12 protein-coding genes are annotated in these 13,922 nt (G+C 66.4%); 8 read left to right on the forward strand and 4 right to left on the reverse strand.

The window, feature by feature from the left end; translation table 11 throughout:
- Nucleotides 1-3 precede the first annotated feature (3 nt).
- From A6723_RS28270 to A6723_RS28280, 3 genes are all read left to right on the forward strand, one after another.
- The gene (locus tag A6723_RS28270; RefSeq protein ID WP_054907788.1) at nt 4-2,325 is read left to right on the forward strand and encodes an FdhF/YdeP family oxidoreductase; all 2,322 of its coding nucleotides are present in this window, start codon (nt 4-6) and stop codon (nt 2,323-2,325) included.
- 431 nt (nt 2,326-2,756) lie between these two features.
- The gene (locus tag A6723_RS28275; RefSeq protein ID WP_054907787.1) at nt 2,757-3,260 is read left to right on the forward strand and encodes a hypothetical protein; all 504 of its coding nucleotides are present in this window, start codon (nt 2,757-2,759) and stop codon (nt 3,258-3,260) included.
- A gap of 122 nt (nt 3,261-3,382) precedes the next feature.
- The gene (locus tag A6723_RS28280) at nt 3,383-3,820 is read left to right on the forward strand and encodes a glycine zipper domain-containing protein (RefSeq protein ID WP_054907786.1); all 438 of its coding nucleotides are present in this window, start codon (nt 3,383-3,385) and stop codon (nt 3,818-3,820) included.
- A 59-nt stretch (nt 3,821-3,879) separates the two neighbouring features.
- Here the strand turns inward: A6723_RS28280 and A6723_RS28285 are convergent, their stop codons facing one another.
- Entirely contained in the window at nt 3,880-4,419 is a 540-nt protein-coding gene (locus A6723_RS28285) for a DUF2087 domain-containing protein (protein ID WP_054907785.1), read from the reverse strand.
- Nucleotides 4,420-4,694: 275 nt separating this feature from the next.
- Between A6723_RS28285 and A6723_RS28290 the strand changes: the two genes are divergently transcribed.
- Entirely contained in the window at nt 4,695-5,060 is a 366-nt protein-coding gene (locus A6723_RS28290; protein WP_024767394.1) for a hypothetical protein, read from the forward strand.
- Between the two features lie 46 nt (nt 5,061-5,106).
- Here the strand turns inward: A6723_RS28290 and A6723_RS28295 are convergent, their stop codons facing one another.
- The 3 genes from A6723_RS28295 to A6723_RS28305 all read right to left on the reverse strand — a co-directional run bounded on the left by A6723_RS28295 (nt 5,107) and on the right by A6723_RS28305 (nt 7,814).
- Nucleotides 5,107-5,541, reverse strand: coding sequence for a thioesterase family protein (locus A6723_RS28295; RefSeq protein ID WP_054907784.1), 435 nt, complete (start codon nt 5,539-5,541; stop codon nt 5,107-5,109).
- Nucleotides 5,542-5,548: 7 nt separating this feature from the next.
- On the reverse strand, nt 5,549-6,706 hold the full coding sequence (locus A6723_RS28300) for an iron-containing alcohol dehydrogenase (RefSeq protein ID WP_054907783.1): 1,158 nt from the start codon (nt 6,704-6,706) through the stop codon (nt 5,549-5,551).
- A gap of 313 nt (nt 6,707-7,019) precedes the next feature.
- On the reverse strand, nt 7,020-7,814 hold the full coding sequence (locus tag A6723_RS28305) for a thymidylate synthase (protein ID WP_054907831.1): 795 nt from the start codon (nt 7,812-7,814) through the stop codon (nt 7,020-7,022).
- A gap of 210 nt (nt 7,815-8,024) precedes the next feature.
- Here A6723_RS28305 and A6723_RS28310 point away from each other — a divergent pair, with 210 nt between their 5' ends.
- From A6723_RS28310 to A6723_RS28325, 4 genes are all read left to right on the forward strand, one after another.
- On the forward strand, nt 8,025-8,531 hold the full coding sequence (locus tag A6723_RS28310) for a sugar dehydrogenase complex small subunit (RefSeq protein WP_054907782.1): 507 nt from the start codon (nt 8,025-8,027) through the stop codon (nt 8,529-8,531).
- Between the two features lie 2 nt (nt 8,532-8,533).
- Nucleotides 8,534-10,123 (forward strand): GMC family oxidoreductase, encoded by a 1,590-nt coding sequence (locus A6723_RS28315; protein ID WP_054907781.1) that lies wholly within the window; start codon nt 8,534-8,536, stop codon nt 10,121-10,123.
- The gene (locus A6723_RS28320; RefSeq protein WP_054907780.1) at nt 10,120-11,400 is read left to right on the forward strand and encodes a cytochrome c; all 1,281 of its coding nucleotides are present in this window, start codon (nt 10,120-10,122) and stop codon (nt 11,398-11,400) included. The genes A6723_RS28315 and A6723_RS28320 overlap by 4 nt, the downstream gene beginning before the upstream one ends.
- Before the next feature lie 122 nt (nt 11,401-11,522).
- A complete protein-coding gene (locus tag A6723_RS28325) occupies nt 11,523-13,910 on the forward strand; it encodes a tetratricopeptide repeat protein (RefSeq protein ID WP_054907779.1) in 2,388 nt (795 codons plus the stop codon).
- Nucleotides 13,911-13,922 lie beyond the last annotated feature (12 nt).

A 13,922-nucleotide genomic window follows, 5' to 3' on the forward strand; every position in this document is an offset into this window, starting at 1 on the left:
TCCATGAGCCTGCAGCAAGAAAATCCCCGCTACCAACCCTACAAGGGCGCCGCCGCTGGCTGGGGCGCGCTGATCAGCGTCACGCGCTTCTGGCTGGACAGCAAACAGCCGTTCAAGAACCTGCGCGCCCTGCTCAAGACCAACCAGAACGGTGGCTTCGACTGCCCTGGCTGCGCCTGGGGCGACTCCCCCGAAGACGGGCGGGTGAAGTTCTGCGAGAACGGCGCCAAGGCAGTTAACTGGGAGGCCACCAAGCGCCGCGTGGACCCGGCATTCTTCGCCCGTCACAGCGTCACTTCGCTGCGCGAGCAGAGCGATTACTGGCTCGAATACCAGGGCCGCCTGACCGATCCGATGCGCTACGACCCGGCCACCGACCGCTACCGGCCGATCGCCTGGGACGACGCCTTCGCGCTGATTGCCGAGCACCTGAACGCGCTGGAAAACCCCAACCAGGCCGAGTTCTACACCTCCGGCCGGGCCAGCAACGAGGCGGCCTTCCTCTACCAGTTGTTCGTCCGCGCCTTCGGCACCAACAACTTCCCCGACTGCTCGAACATGTGCCACGAGGCCAGCGGCGTGGCTCTGGGCCAGAGCGTCGGCATCGGCAAGGGCACCGTGACCTTCGATGACTTCGAGCACGCCGATGCAATCTTCGTCTTCGGCCAGAACCCCGGCACCAACCACCCGCGCATGCTCGAACCGCTGCGCGAAGCGGTGAAGCGCGGCGCCCAGGTGGTCGCCTTCAACCCGCTCAAGGAGCGCGGCCTGGAGCGCTTCCAGCACCCGCAGCACGCTCTGGAAATGCTCACCAATGGCTCCGAGCCGCTGAACACTGCCTTCTTCCGCCCGGCACTGGGTGGCGACATGGCTGCCGTGCGCGGCATGGCCAAGTTCCTCCTGCAGTGGGAGCGCGAAGCCCAGGCCAAGGGCGAGCCGGCCGTGTTCGACCACGCCTTCATCGCCGAGCATACCCAGGGCGTCGACGCCTACCTGGCGGTGCTGGACGACACCAGCTGGGACCACATCGTCCAGCAGTCGGGCCTGAGCCTCGCGGAAATCGAGCAGGCGGCGATCATGTACCGCCGCGCCGAGCGGGTGATCGTCTGCTGGGCCATGGGCATCACCCAGCACCATCACTCGGTACCGACCATCCAGGAACTGGTCAGCCTGCAACTGTTGCGCGGCAATGTCGGCCGCCCCGGCGCCGGCCTGTGCCCGGTACGCGGCCACAGTAATGTGCAGGGCGACCGCACCATGGGCATCAACGACCGCCCGCCGGCCGCCCTGCTCGATGCCATCGAACGGCGCTTCCAGTTCAAGGTGCCGCGCGCGAATGGCCACAACACCGTCGAGGCGATCAACGCCATGCTCGACGGCCAGGCCAGGGTCTTCATCGGTCTGGGCGGCAACTTCGCCCAGGCGACCCCGGACAGCCCGCGCACTCATCAATCCTTGCGCAATTGCGCGCTGACCGTGCAGATCAGCACCAAGCTCAACCGCAGCCACCTCACCGTGGGCGGCGACGCGCTGATCCTGCCGTGCCTGGGGCGCACCGACATCGACCGTCAGGCTGAAGGCCCGCAGGCAGTGACCGTGGAAGACTCCTTCAGCATGATCCACGCATCCTTCGGACAGTTGGAACCGTCGTCAAAACAGATGCGCTCGGAGCCGGCCATCATCGCCGGCATCGCCAAGGCCACCCTGGGCAACCACCCGGTGGACTGGGACGCGATGATCGCCAACTACGACCGCATCCGCGACCTGATCGCCGACACCATCCCCGGCTTCAGCGACTTCAATCGCCGTGTGGCCAACCCCGGCGGCTTCCACCTGGGCAACTCGGCGGGCTCGCGGCGCTGGAACACCGCCAGCGGCAAGGCCAACTTCCACCACCACCCGCTGCCAGCGGACCTGGTCCACGCGAAGATCCGCGAGACCGGCCAGGAGCCGCACCTGATCCTGCAGACGCTGCGCTCCCACGACCAGTACAACACCACCATCTACGGCCTGGACGACCGCTACCGCGGCGTACGCGGCCACCGCGAAGTGGTGTTTGCCAACGAGGCAGACATCCGCCGCCTGGGCTTCGAGCCGGGCGAGAAAGTAGACATGGTGTCGCTCTGGTCCGATGGCGTGGACCGCCGCGTCAACGGCTTCACCCTGCTGGCCTACGACATTCCCGCCGGCCAGGCTGCGGCGTACTACCCGGAGACCAACCCGCTGGTGCCGCTGGACAGCCACGGTGTCGGCAGCCACACGCCAACCTCCAAGTTCGTCGCCATCCGCTTCGAGAAAGCGCGACCGAGCCAGCGCATCGCGTGATGCCCTTCACGGCGCTCCCACCGGACCGCCGTCCAACCCCCGTTCGCGAACGGGCCAGCTCCTACAGAAAAGCCGCTGCTCTTTTGTAGGAGCGAGCGTGCTCGCGAAGCTTTTCTCGGACGCACCCTTGCCTCGTCTTGCGAAAAATCCGCTAGACGCGCATCGAGTAGGAAGAGGCTGAAAGGTAAACTCGGAAGGAAAAGGGCGCTTTCCGTGAAAAGCCATCATTTCAATGGCATCTTGTGAGAAAAACACATCAAAAGCGGAACCCTGGAATAACACTCAGACCGCCCAAAATCGAAAAAGTTCTGACCTAAAATCAAATACTTGCATTATTTGATGAAAGTCGTGTTACTCGTCGGAACCCCCTTGTCAGAGCCTTCGCACGAACCGAGGATCGCCCCCAACATCCCCACAGAGAGATCCTCTCTATGAAGTACTCCTCGATGCTCCTGTTGTCTCTTGCGCTGGTCGGTGGCACCGCCTTCGCGGACGGCGACACCCGTGCCGGCGTCGGTGGCGCCCTGGGCGGGGTATTGGGCACTGCGGTCGGCCAGGCGGTCGGCGGCAGCACCGGCGCCGCCATTGGTGGTGGCCTTGGCGGTGCAGCAGGCGGCGCCATGGGCGCACGCCACGGCAACAAGACAGAAGCCGCCATCGGCGGTGGCCTGGGCGCCGCGGGCGGCCAGGTGCTGGGCAACAAGATGGGCGGCACCACGGGCGGCCTGATCGGCGCGGCCCTGGGTGGCGGCGCCGGTGGGGCACTGGGTAACCACTACGCCGACAGCAACCGCGACGATGACGACGACTACGATGGTCGCCGCGGCTACCGCCATGCGCGCTATGACGATCGTCGCTACGACCGCCACTGGCACGATAACGGTCGCCACCGCGGCTGGTACAAGCACAAGCACCACCGCCGCCACTGGGACTGATCCAGGGCATTGCAAACCTCGATCAGTCCACGTAAGCGACGACTGACAGCCGGGCCAGATTGCCCGGCTGTTTTCTGTGCGGGACAATTTCATCATTCCTTTCCTACTTTCAGGTTCGCAACATGCGTAAGACTCTTTCTGTTCTGGCACTGGCCCTGCTGGCCAGCCACGCCGTGGCCGACGACACCAAATCCGCCATTGGCGGCGGTGTCGGTGGCGCACTGGGCAACGTGGTGGGCGGCGCCCTGGGCGGCTCCACCGGTGCAGCCATCGGTGCCGGCGTAGGCGGTGCAGCTGGCGGCGCAATGGGCGCGAAGAACGGCAACAAGACCGAGGCGGCCATCGGCGGCGGCCTGGGCGCAGCGGGTGGCTCGGTCATCGGCAACAAGGTTGGCGGCTCGACCGGCGGCGCCATTGGCGCAGGCCTGGGCGGCGCGGCTGGCGGTGCACTGGGCAACCACCTGGCCGGTGACAACGACGACGATCACCACAGCGGCAACAAGAGCCACCACAAGGGCAAAGGCCACTACAAGCACAAACACAAGCATCACGACGACTGACAGATGCCTGTATGAAAAAGCCCGCCAATTGGCGGGCTTTTTCGTTCAGGGCTTCGATATCAAGCGCAGGCCGGCAAACACGACAACAACGCACTCAGCTCCGCCGGCGGGCGTCGCTCGATGCGCCGGTACTCGCTACCGTCATCGGTACGTGCGAGCCAACCGCCATCCACCAGCGACCGTCGCAGCAACAGGTGGTCGCCCAGGCACTCCTGGGCCCGCAGCCGTTCGTTGATTTCCTTCTCGCTCCAACGCTGGCGTGGCGGCAGCCTTGACCACAGCACCCACAGGCAGGCCTCGCGGTGGCTGTGTTTCTTCGGCCAGCGCTGCAGGCAGCCGGACTCGTCGAAATAGCGTCGCCATTGTTCGACGCGGCGGAAATCCACTACCGCCTCGGGCTCGGCTACGCGCGACAGGCGCGCTTCGGCCTGCTGGCTCGCGCGCAAGGCCTGGTAGTTACGGAAGCCAACCGCGCGGGCCAGCAGGTTGAGCATCTCGACGTGGCTGGGCCGTTCGGACGTTTCGTCCAGCTGGCGGGCCAGCGATTTCGCCAGGGCGGAGATGTCGGGAGCGTGATAGGGCAAGCGTTGCCTGGACACAGTGCAATCCTCGTTGCGTGCCAAGACCTCGCGGAGGAGGTAATCGGGGGTCGCCGACTTCCGATGCGGCACTGGGAAAGTGTGTCGGATCGTCAAAGATGCGGGGAACCGCGCGGCAGGTTTAGCGCTCTCCATACGGAGGCGGCGACGCCTGGGTGAACTGCCGACCGGCGGCCAGCATAGGCTTGGCGGACCACCCGGGACAAGCCCCATGTCATCCGGCCAGCCTCGTATAGGCTTGTCGGGAAGGGATCACTGGCCACAAGGAGTCATTCGTGAAAGCGCTTGCTGCCGCCGGTCTGCTGCTGTCGCTTGGCGCCGTGCAGACCGCGCACGCCGGGGACTGGCAGGTCTGCCAGATGGAAGTGGAGATCATCGGGGCGCTCAAACTGCCCGTGCGGGGCCTGGAAGGCCGCGTGGAGTCGGTCAAGCCACGGGCCGCCGGCGCGGATTGCCCGAATCGGGGCGCGCTGATCGCCTTCGAGCCGGAAAGCGCCGACTGGCAGAGCATGATCCCGCGTAAGCATTGGCCAGCGCCAGGGCAGCGGGTGTGGATGCGCTACCAGTACCTCGATGGCATCTGCAAGGGCGACGGCAACAGCCGGCCGTGCCGGATCGAGCATTATCCAATGGGCTGGTGACGCAACCGCTGTAGGAGCGAGCTTGCTCGCTCCTACGAAGAGCAGGTCAGACTCGCACCAGTACGTCCATCGCCTCCCGCAACGGCCCCGGAATCGACACCGGCCGGTTGCTGGCCCGATCTACGAATACATGCACGAACTTGCCCGCCGCGCAGGCCAGGTTCTCGCCCTCGCGGAAGATCGCCAGCTCGTACTGCACCGAACTGTTGCCCAGCTTGCCGACCCGCAGGCCGACCTCGATGCGCTCGGGGAAGGCCACCGGCGCGAAATAATCACAGCTGGAGCTGACCACGAAGCCCACCACCTCGCCGCCGTGGATATCCAGGCCACCGCGCTCGATCAGGTAGGTGTTCACTGCCGTGTCGAAGAAGCCGTAGTAGGTCACGTTGTTCACGTGGCCGTAGATATCGTTGTCGTGCCAGCGGGTGGTGATCGGCTGGAAGTGCGCGTAGTCGGTGCGGCTGGGGTGCTGTTCGCTCATCGGGTTCTCAGAAGGCGGCTCGGTAGATGGCCAGCGCGTCACTCTCGCTGACTTCGCGGGGATTATTCACCAGCAGGCGCTGCTGCAACATCGCATCAGCGGCCAGGCGCGGCAGGCTGGCTTCCGGTACACCAGCATCGCGCAGGCGCGACGGCAGGCCGCTGCGCGGGCTGAGGTCGGCCAGCTCGGCGATGAACTGCTCGGTGCGGTCGGCATCGCTGCGCAGGCGCTCGCCCAGCAGCAACGGCGCGAGTTCGGCGTAGAGCGGCGCGGCGTTGGGCGCATTGAAGCGGATCACCTCCGGCAGCACCAGCGCATTGCTCAGGCCGTGGGGGATATGGAAGTGCCCACCCAGCGGATAGGCCAGCGCGTGCACGGCGGCCACCGGAGCGTTGGCGAAGGCCTGGCCGGCCAGGCAGGCGCCCAGCAGCATGGCCTGGCGCGCCTCGCGGTTGCTGCCGTTGTGCACGGCTTCGTCGAGGTTCAGCGCCAGCAGGCGCAGCCCTTCGCGAGCCAGCAGGTCAGACAGCGGGTTCTTCTTCAGCTTGCTGGTGTAGGCCTCGATGGCGTGGACCATGGCGTCGATGCCGGTGGCGGCGGTGACCGCCGGCGGCAGGCCGAGGGTGAGGTCGGCGTCGAGTACGGCTAGGTCCGGCAGCAGGTGCGGGCTGACCACGCCCATCTTGGTGGTCTCGCCGGTGGTGACGATGGCGATGGGCGTTACTTCCGAACCGGTACCCGCAGTGGTCGGCACCTGGATCAGCGGCAGGCGCGGGCCGCAGGCGTTGCCGACGCCGAAGAGGTCCTTCAGTCCCTGGGATGCCGACGGATGCGCCAGCAGCGCCACCAGCTTGGCAACGTCCATCGAGCTGCCGCCGCCATAGCCGATCACCAGTTGCGCAGCCATCTTGCGAGCCTGCTCGGCAGCTTCCAGCACGACGCTTTCCGGCGGGTCGGCCACCACCTGATCGAAGACTTCCACCGCCACGCCGGCCTGGGCGAAGCCGGGCAGCACGCCGTCGAGCATGTTCAGGCGGGTGATACCTGGGTCGGTGACGATGAGCACGCGCTGGGCGCCGCGCTCGCGGCAGAGTTCACCCAGGCGGGCGGCGGAGCCACTCTCGCAGAGGATCTGCGCGGTGGTGGCGAAGCTGAAAGGCTGCATGACGGTCCCCGGTCTTGTCGTTGTAGTGCGGAAAATCCGTAGGCCACTGCTTGGCGGCCAGCCGAAGGAGCATAGCAACGGCGAGCATCCCCATGAAACCCTGTACCGCCAGGCGAAACAGTTATTCACCAAATGAATGGCAAGGCACGGCGCGGCGCGCAAGGGCGCGCCGGAGCGGATTCATCCGCGATCGGTTTCCGGCGGCGCCGAGCAGGCCGATTGCCCATCGCGGACGGAGCCTGCCCCTGCGAATCAGCCACGCAGAAACGAAAAAGGCCGGCATTGCGCCGGCCGCTTCTTCATCGAGGGCAGGTCAGACAGCGACCGGCGCCTTGATGTGCGGGTGGGCTTCGTAGCCGACCAGCTCGAAGTCCTCGAAGCGGAAGTCGAACAGGTCCTTCACCTCGGGGTTGATCTTCATGGTGGGCAGCGGCAGCGGCTGGCGGGTCAACTGCAGGTCGGTCTGCTCCAGGTGGTTGGCGTACAGGTGGCAGTCGCCGCCAGTCCAGATGAACTCGCCCGGCTCGAAGCCCGCGACCTGCGCAACCATCAGGGTCAGCAGCGCGTAGCTGGCGATGTTGAAGGGCACGCCGAGGAAGATGTCGGCCGAACGCTGGTACAGCTGGCAGCTGAGCTTGCCGTCGGCGACATAGAACTGGAACAGCGCGTGGCACGGCGGCAGGGCCATTTGGTCGATCAGCGCGGGGTTCCACGCGGAGACGATCAGCCGGCGCGAGTCCGGGTTCTTCTTCAGCATCTCCATCAGGTTGGCGATCTGGTCGATATGGCGGCCGTCCGGCGCCGGCCAGGAGCGCCACTGGTACCCGTAGACCGGGCCCAGGTCGCCGTTCTCGTCGGCCCATTCGTCCCAGATCGAGACGCCGTTTTCCTTCAGGTAGGCGATGTTGGTCGAACCTTTGAGGAACCACAGCAGCTCATGGACGATCGATTTGAGGTGGCACTTCTTGGTGGTCACCAGCGGGAAGCCTTCGGCGAGGTCGAAGCGCATCTGGTGGCCGAACACACTGTAGGTGCCGGTGCCGGTGCGGTCGCTCTTGAAGGTGCCGTGTTCGCGCACGTGGCGCATGAGGTCGAGGTACTGTTTCATCGCGAAGGTTTCACCCAAAAGCCGGTCGGTGAGGCTCTGCGGCGCGGCTCCGGGGTGGGCCGCCGGCAGAACGATTCGCCCGGCAGAATCTGAACAAGCGGCAATACTAAGGGCCTGGGCCCGGTCTCGCCACCCTGGCCGACCAACACCCGATTCAAGCGGCGCCAGACCGCGCTCCCCAACCGTTCGTCTGTTGCAAGAGAGGTCGACATGTCCGAGGCACAGCTGCCCGCCTTTCCTTTTTCGCGCCGTCGCCTGCTGGCAGTGGCGTGCGCCAGTGCCGCTCTGGGCGGTGTACTGCTCAGCCCGGCCGCACGTACCTGGGCCGCGATGACGCCCCAGGCGGCGACGGAGCTGGACGAGTTCATGACCCTGTCCCAGCGCCTGACCGGCCGCAGCAACCTCGACCCGCGCATCGGCGAACGCCTGTTCGGCGTCCTGGCCCAGCGCGACACGGCACTTCGGCAGAGTCTCGCGGAACTGCTGGATCGCCTGGGCGACGCGCCGGCTACCTGGAACGAGCGCCAACAGTGGCTGGCCCGGCAGATTCTCGGCGGCTGGTACCTGGGCCAGATCGGCGATGACACCAGCGCCACGGTGGTCACCTACGAACAGGCGCTGATGTTCCGCGCCGTGGACGACGTGCTGGTGATCCGCAGCTATTGCCCGAACAAGCCCGGCTTCTGGGCGGCGCAACCGACCGAGCGGGGGGCCTGAGCATGGCCGATACGCAACGCGCCGATTTCGTGGTGGTCGGCTCCGGCGTCGCTGGCGCGCTGGTCGCCCATCAGTTGGCGCTGGCCGGCAAGGATGTGCTGATCCTCGAAGCCGGCCCCCGCATGGGGCGCTGGGAGATCGTCGAGCGCTTCCGCAACCAGGCGGACAAGTCCGACAACCAGGCGCCCTACCCGTCCAGCCCGTACGCGCCGCATCCGCAGTTCAAGCCGGACAACCATTACCTGATCCAGAAAGGCGAACACCCTTACGATGTGCAGTACATCCGCGCCGTGGGCGGCACCACCTGGCACTGGGCGGCGTCGGCCTGGCGCTTCCTGCCCAATGATTTCAAGTTGCTCAGCCTCTACGGCGTGGGCCGCGACTGGCCCATCGAGTACGCCGAACTGGAGCCCTGGTACCAGCGCGCCGAAGAGGAACTGGGCGTCTGGGGACCGGGTGACGAAGAGCTCGATTCGCCGCGCAGCCAGCCCTACCCGATGCCGCCGTTGCCGTTGTCGTGGAACGAGCAGCGCATCAAGACCCTGCTCAACGCCAACGGCTACCGCGTGGTCACCGAACCGGTGGCGCGCAACAGCCGCCCCTACGATGGCCGGCCGACCTGCTGCGGCAACAACAACTGCATGCCCATCTGTCCCATCGGCGCGATGTATAACGGCATCGTCCACGTCGAGAAGGCCGAGGCCGCCGGCGCGCGGCTGATCGAGAACGCCGTGGTGTTCAAGCTGGAAAAGGGCGACGGCGGCAAGATAGTCGCGGCGCTGTACAAGGACCCGCAGGGCAACGAGGTGCGCGTCGAGGGCGACACCTTCATCCTCGCTGCCAATGGCATCGAGACGCCCAAGCTGATGCTGATGTCCGACGTCGGCAACAGCTCCGACATGGTCGGCCGCAACCTCATGGACCACCCCGGCACCGCCGTGCAGTTCTATGCCGACGAGAAGCTCTGGCCGGGCCGCGGCCCGCAGGAGATGACCTCCATGGTGGGCTTCCGCGACGGCGCCTTCCGCAGCGAATACGCGTCGAAGAAGATTCACCTGTCCAACCTCTCGCGCACCGATCAGGTGGCCGCCGAACTGATCCGCCACGGACCACTGCTGCTGGGCCACGACCTGGAAGCGAAGATCCGCGACCGCGCCGCGCGCTTCGTGCGCTTCGACAGCTTCCACGAAATCCTCCCGCATCCGGAGAACCGCATCGTGCCCAGCGCTAGCGAGCGCGACGCGGCGGGCATTCCCAAGCCCGAGTTCACCTATGCGATGGACGACTACGTGCGCAAGAGCGCGGCACATACCCGCGAGGTCTACGCCCATGCGGCGAAACTGCTGGGTGGCGAGGAGGTGAAGTTCGACGACAGCTTCGCCAACAACAACCACATCACCGGCACTGTGCTGATGGGCGCCGACCCGAAGGATTCGGTGGTGGATGCGCAGTGCCGCTGCCACGACCATCCCAACCTGTTCATCGCCAGCAGTGGCGTGATGCCCACCGTCGGCTCGGTGAATTGCACCCTGACCATCGCCGCCCTGGCCCTGCGCCTGGCCGAACAGCTGAAGCGGGAGGCCAAGGCATGAAGCGTCTGGTCCTGCTCGCCCTACTGGCCGCTCCCCTGGCCTCGCACGCCGCCAAGGCTCTCGATCCCGCCCCGCAGGAGCTGCTGCAGCGCGGCGAATACCTGGCCCGCGCCGGCGACTGCGCCGCCTGCCACACCGCGCCGGGCGGCAAGCCCTTCGCTGGCGGCCTGCCACTGGCCACGCCGCTGGGCGCGGTGTATTCCAGCAACATCACCCCCGACCCGAAGACCGGCATCGGCAGCTACAGCTACGACGACTTCGCCCGCGCCCTGCGCGACGGCGTGGCCAAGGGCGGCACCCGCCTCTACCCGGCAATGCCCTACACCGCCTACGCGAAGATCACCGACGAGGACATGAAGGCGCTCTACGCCTGGTTCCTCGAAGGCGGCGTGCAGGCCGTCGCGCAGCCCAACCAGGACTCCGACATCGCCTGGCCGCTGAACATGCGCTGGCCGCTGGCGATCTGGAACCTGCTGTTTCACCAGGATTCGGTCTACCAGCCCAACCCGAAGCAGAGCCCGGCCTGGAACCGCGGCGCCTACCTGGTCCAGGGTCTGGCGCATTGCGGCACCTGCCACACGCCGCGCGGCATGGCCTTCCAGGAGAAGGCCGTGGACGAACGCACTACCGGATTCCTCTCCGGCGCCGCGCTGGGCGGCTGGTACGCCTTCAACATCACCCCCGACACCCATAGCGGCATCGGCGGCTGGAGTGACGCGGAGATCGCTCAGTACCTGAAGACCGGCCGCGTGCCGGGTAAGGCGCAGGCGGCCGGGCCCATGGCCGAGGCGGTGCAGCACAGTTTCCAGTACATGACCGACGCCGACCTGCTGGCCATCGCCAGCTACCTGCGCAGCGTGCCGGTGGTCAGCGATGGCGAACGCAAGGCACGCTTTGCCTGGGGCGAGCCGGCAGACGACGTGGTCACCTTGCGCGGCCAGGACTTCGCCGCACAAAAGCATGACGATGGTGCGCGCCTGTACCTGGGCAATTGCGCCAGCTGCCACTCCTGGAGCGGCGAAGGGGTGAAGGACGGCTACTACCCGATGCTGCTGAAGAACAGCGCCGTGGGCGCCCTGCAGCCGGACAACCTGGTGCAGGTGGTACTGGGCGGCGTGCACCGCAAGGTCGGCGACGAGGAGATGTTCATGCCCGGCTTCGCCGGCACGCTGAATGACGAGCAGATCGCCACGCTGGTGAACTATCTCACGGCACAGTTCGGCAATCCGGAGGTAAAGGTCGACAGCGCGCGGGTCGCCGAAATCCGCCAGCCTTGAGCAGGGCTGGCGCCCCTCACCGAAGGGATCACGGGCCGGCCTGATTCGCGTTGACAGGCCGGCGCCCCCTCGTCGAAGCTGCGCCGATTCGTGGAGTTGTCCAGAAGAACAATGGAAGTCGAATGACCAAGCCGAAGAAGCCTGCTCCACGCCCCGCGAGCGCGCCGCGCAAGCCCTATCGCGGATGGCTGCTGGCCGCCTGCGCCGGCCTGTTGCTGATGGCCACCATCGGCCTGTGGTGGTCGGTGCAGAGCAGCACCCCTGCGCTGCCGGTGTCTGCCAGCGCACCAGCCAAAGCCCCGGCATCGACTCCTGTTCCGCCGGCAGTACCGGCGGCACCCACCACGACGATGGTCGACGAACAGCAATGCCAGGGCTGTCACGCCGACCAGTTCAAGAGCTGGCAGGGCTCGCACCACCAGCAGGCGATGAAGCCGGCTGCCGAAGGCAATGTGCTGGGCAACTTCGACAACGTCACCTTCAAGGGCGAGACCGAGACCACCCGTTTCTTCCGCAAGGACGGCGAGTACTGGGTCAATACCGCCGGCGCCGACGGCAAGCCGGCGGACTTCAAGGTTGCCTACACCTTTGGTTTCGAACCGCTGCAGCAATACCTGATCGACTATCCCGGCGGTCGCCTGCAAGCCCTCGGCGTGGCCTGGGATAGTCGCAAGCACCAGTGGTTCCAGCTGATGCCCGGCCAGGGTATCGACCACAAGGACGAGCTGCACTGGACCCGCCCGGCGCAGAACGCCAACTTCATGTGCATCGAATGCCACACCACCGGCTTCAAGCGCAATTACGACGCCACGACCGACAGCTTCGCCAGCCACTGGAACAGCCTCGGCGTCGGCTGCCAGGCCTGCCATGGCCCTGCATCCCGGCACCTGGAATGGGCGCAGAAGCCCGACCGCAGCGCGGACAAGGGGTTCGAAGTGCCGCTGCAGAACGCCAGCCAGGCGACCATCGTCGAGACCTGCGCACGCTGCCACGCGCGCCGCGCACCGCTGGCCGACGGCTTCCAGAACAAGCATCGTTTCATGGACGACTACCTGCCCAGCACGCTGACCCGCGAGCTGTACGAGATCGACGGCAAGATCAAGGACGAAGTCTTCGAATGGGGTTCCTTCACCCAGAGCAAGATGTTCGCCAAAGGGGTCCAGTGCACCGATTGCCACAACCCCCACAGCGGCGAGCTGAAGGCGCCGGGCAATGGCGTCTGCCTGCAATGCCACAACACGGCAGCCAGGCCGGTGCGCCCGCAGATCGACGGCAAGGGCCTGCAGGCGAAGAACTACGACTCGCCCGAGCACACACATCACCAACCCGGTACACCGGGCGCGCAATGCACCGCCTGCCACATGCCGGGGCGTTACTACATGGTCAACGACTACCGCCACGACCATGGATTCACCCTGCCGAACCCCGCCCATGCCCGTCGCATCGGTGCACCGGACGCCTGCCAGGCCTGCCACCGCGACATGCCAGGCAAGCAGCTCGGCGCGAAATTCCGCGAGTGGTTCTCCAGCGAGCTGCCGGCCAAACCTAACGCCTCCAGCAACCCCGCGCCGCGCTATGACGACACCCTGTGGAAGGCGCGCAACGGCAAGCCCGGCGCCTCCCGCGCGCTGCACCTACTGCTGGCGACGACCGACCTGCCGGCGATCCGCCGGGCGACCCTGCTTGCCGAACTACCCAGCTACCCCAGCCAGCGCTCGCTCGAGTTGGTGGCCCTGGGCCTGAAGGAAGCCGACCCGCTGGTGCGCAACGCCGCCATCGAGGCTCTGCCGGCACTCGCGGGCGCCCCACAGCAGGCCATGCTGCTGGCGCCGTTGCTCAATGACCCGATCCGCGCCGTACGTATCGCCGCAGCCTGGCAACTGGCCCAGCTCCCGCCACCAGTTCGCGCCAGCATCGGAGCGGCCCTGGGCAAGGGTCTCGAAGAGTACGAACAGGTTCAGCACGAGCTTGCCGAGCGCGCCGAGGCCAATCTCAACCTCGCCATGCTCTACCAGCAGACCGATCGGGGCGATCAGGTGGAACCGGCGCTGCGCGCCGCCATTCAGCGCAACCCCGACTTCCTGCCCGCGCGGGTCACGCTGATCCAGTGGCTGGAGGGCAATGGCCGGGCAGCCGAAGCCAGGCAAGCGCTGGATGAAGGCTTGCGCCTGTTCCCCACCTCCGGCCTGCTGCACCACGTCAATGGCCTCGGCCTGGTGCGCCAGGGGCAACGTACGCAGGCGCTCAAGGAACTGCGCGAAGCGGTGCGCCTGAGCCCGGACGACGACCAGTTCCGCTTCGTCCTGGCAATCGCCCTGCATGACACCGGCGACAGCGACGGCGCCTGCCACGAGCTGGAATTACTGCTGCAGCGCCACCCTGCCAACCGCTCGGCACGCCTGGCGCTGATCGACTACCTGCGCGAAACCGGGCAGTTCCAGAAGGTGCAGCAGTTCACCGCAGAACTGGAGCAGCAGAATCCGGACGATCCCGCGCTAAAACGTGAGTGAAAATTCCGACGA

The sequence above is a fragment of the Pseudomonas sp. AU11447 genome (genome assembly GCF_001672555.2).
Taxonomy (GTDB): domain Bacteria; phylum Pseudomonadota; class Gammaproteobacteria; order Pseudomonadales; family Pseudomonadaceae; genus Pseudomonas; species Pseudomonas nitroreducens.

Bases quoted from the DNA above. Each gene is read 5' to 3' on its own strand.
- A6723_RS28275 (WP_054907787.1), top strand. From the start codon at position 2,757: ATGAAGTACTCCTCGATGCTCCTGTTGTCTCTTGCGCTGGTCGGTGGC.
- A6723_RS28295 (WP_054907784.1), bottom strand. From the start codon at position 5,541: ATGAGCGAACAGCACCCCAGCCGCACCGACTACGCGCACTTCCAGCCG.
- A6723_RS28310 (WP_054907782.1), top strand. From the start codon at position 8,025: ATGTCCGAGGCACAGCTGCCCGCCTTTCCTTTTTCGCGCCGTCGCCTG.
- A6723_RS28325 (WP_054907779.1), top strand. From the start codon at position 11,523: ATGACCAAGCCGAAGAAGCCTGCTCCACGCCCCGCGAGCGCGCCGCGC.
- A6723_RS28280 (WP_054907786.1), top strand. From the start codon at position 3,383: ATGCGTAAGACTCTTTCTGTTCTGGCACTGGCCCTGCTGGCCAGCCAC.
- A6723_RS28270 (WP_054907788.1), top strand. From the start codon at position 4: ATGAGCCTGCAGCAAGAAAATCCCCGCTACCAACCCTACAAGGGCGCC.
- A6723_RS28320 (WP_054907780.1), top strand. From the start codon at position 10,120: ATGAAGCGTCTGGTCCTGCTCGCCCTACTGGCCGCTCCCCTGGCCTCG.
- A6723_RS28300 (WP_054907783.1), bottom strand. From the start codon at position 6,706: ATGCAGCCTTTCAGCTTCGCCACCACCGCGCAGATCCTCTGCGAGAGT.
- A6723_RS28315 (WP_054907781.1), top strand. From the start codon at position 8,534: ATGGCCGATACGCAACGCGCCGATTTCGTGGTGGTCGGCTCCGGCGTC.
- A6723_RS28305 (WP_054907831.1), bottom strand. From the start codon at position 7,814: ATGAAACAGTACCTCGACCTCATGCGCCACGTGCGCGAACACGGCACC.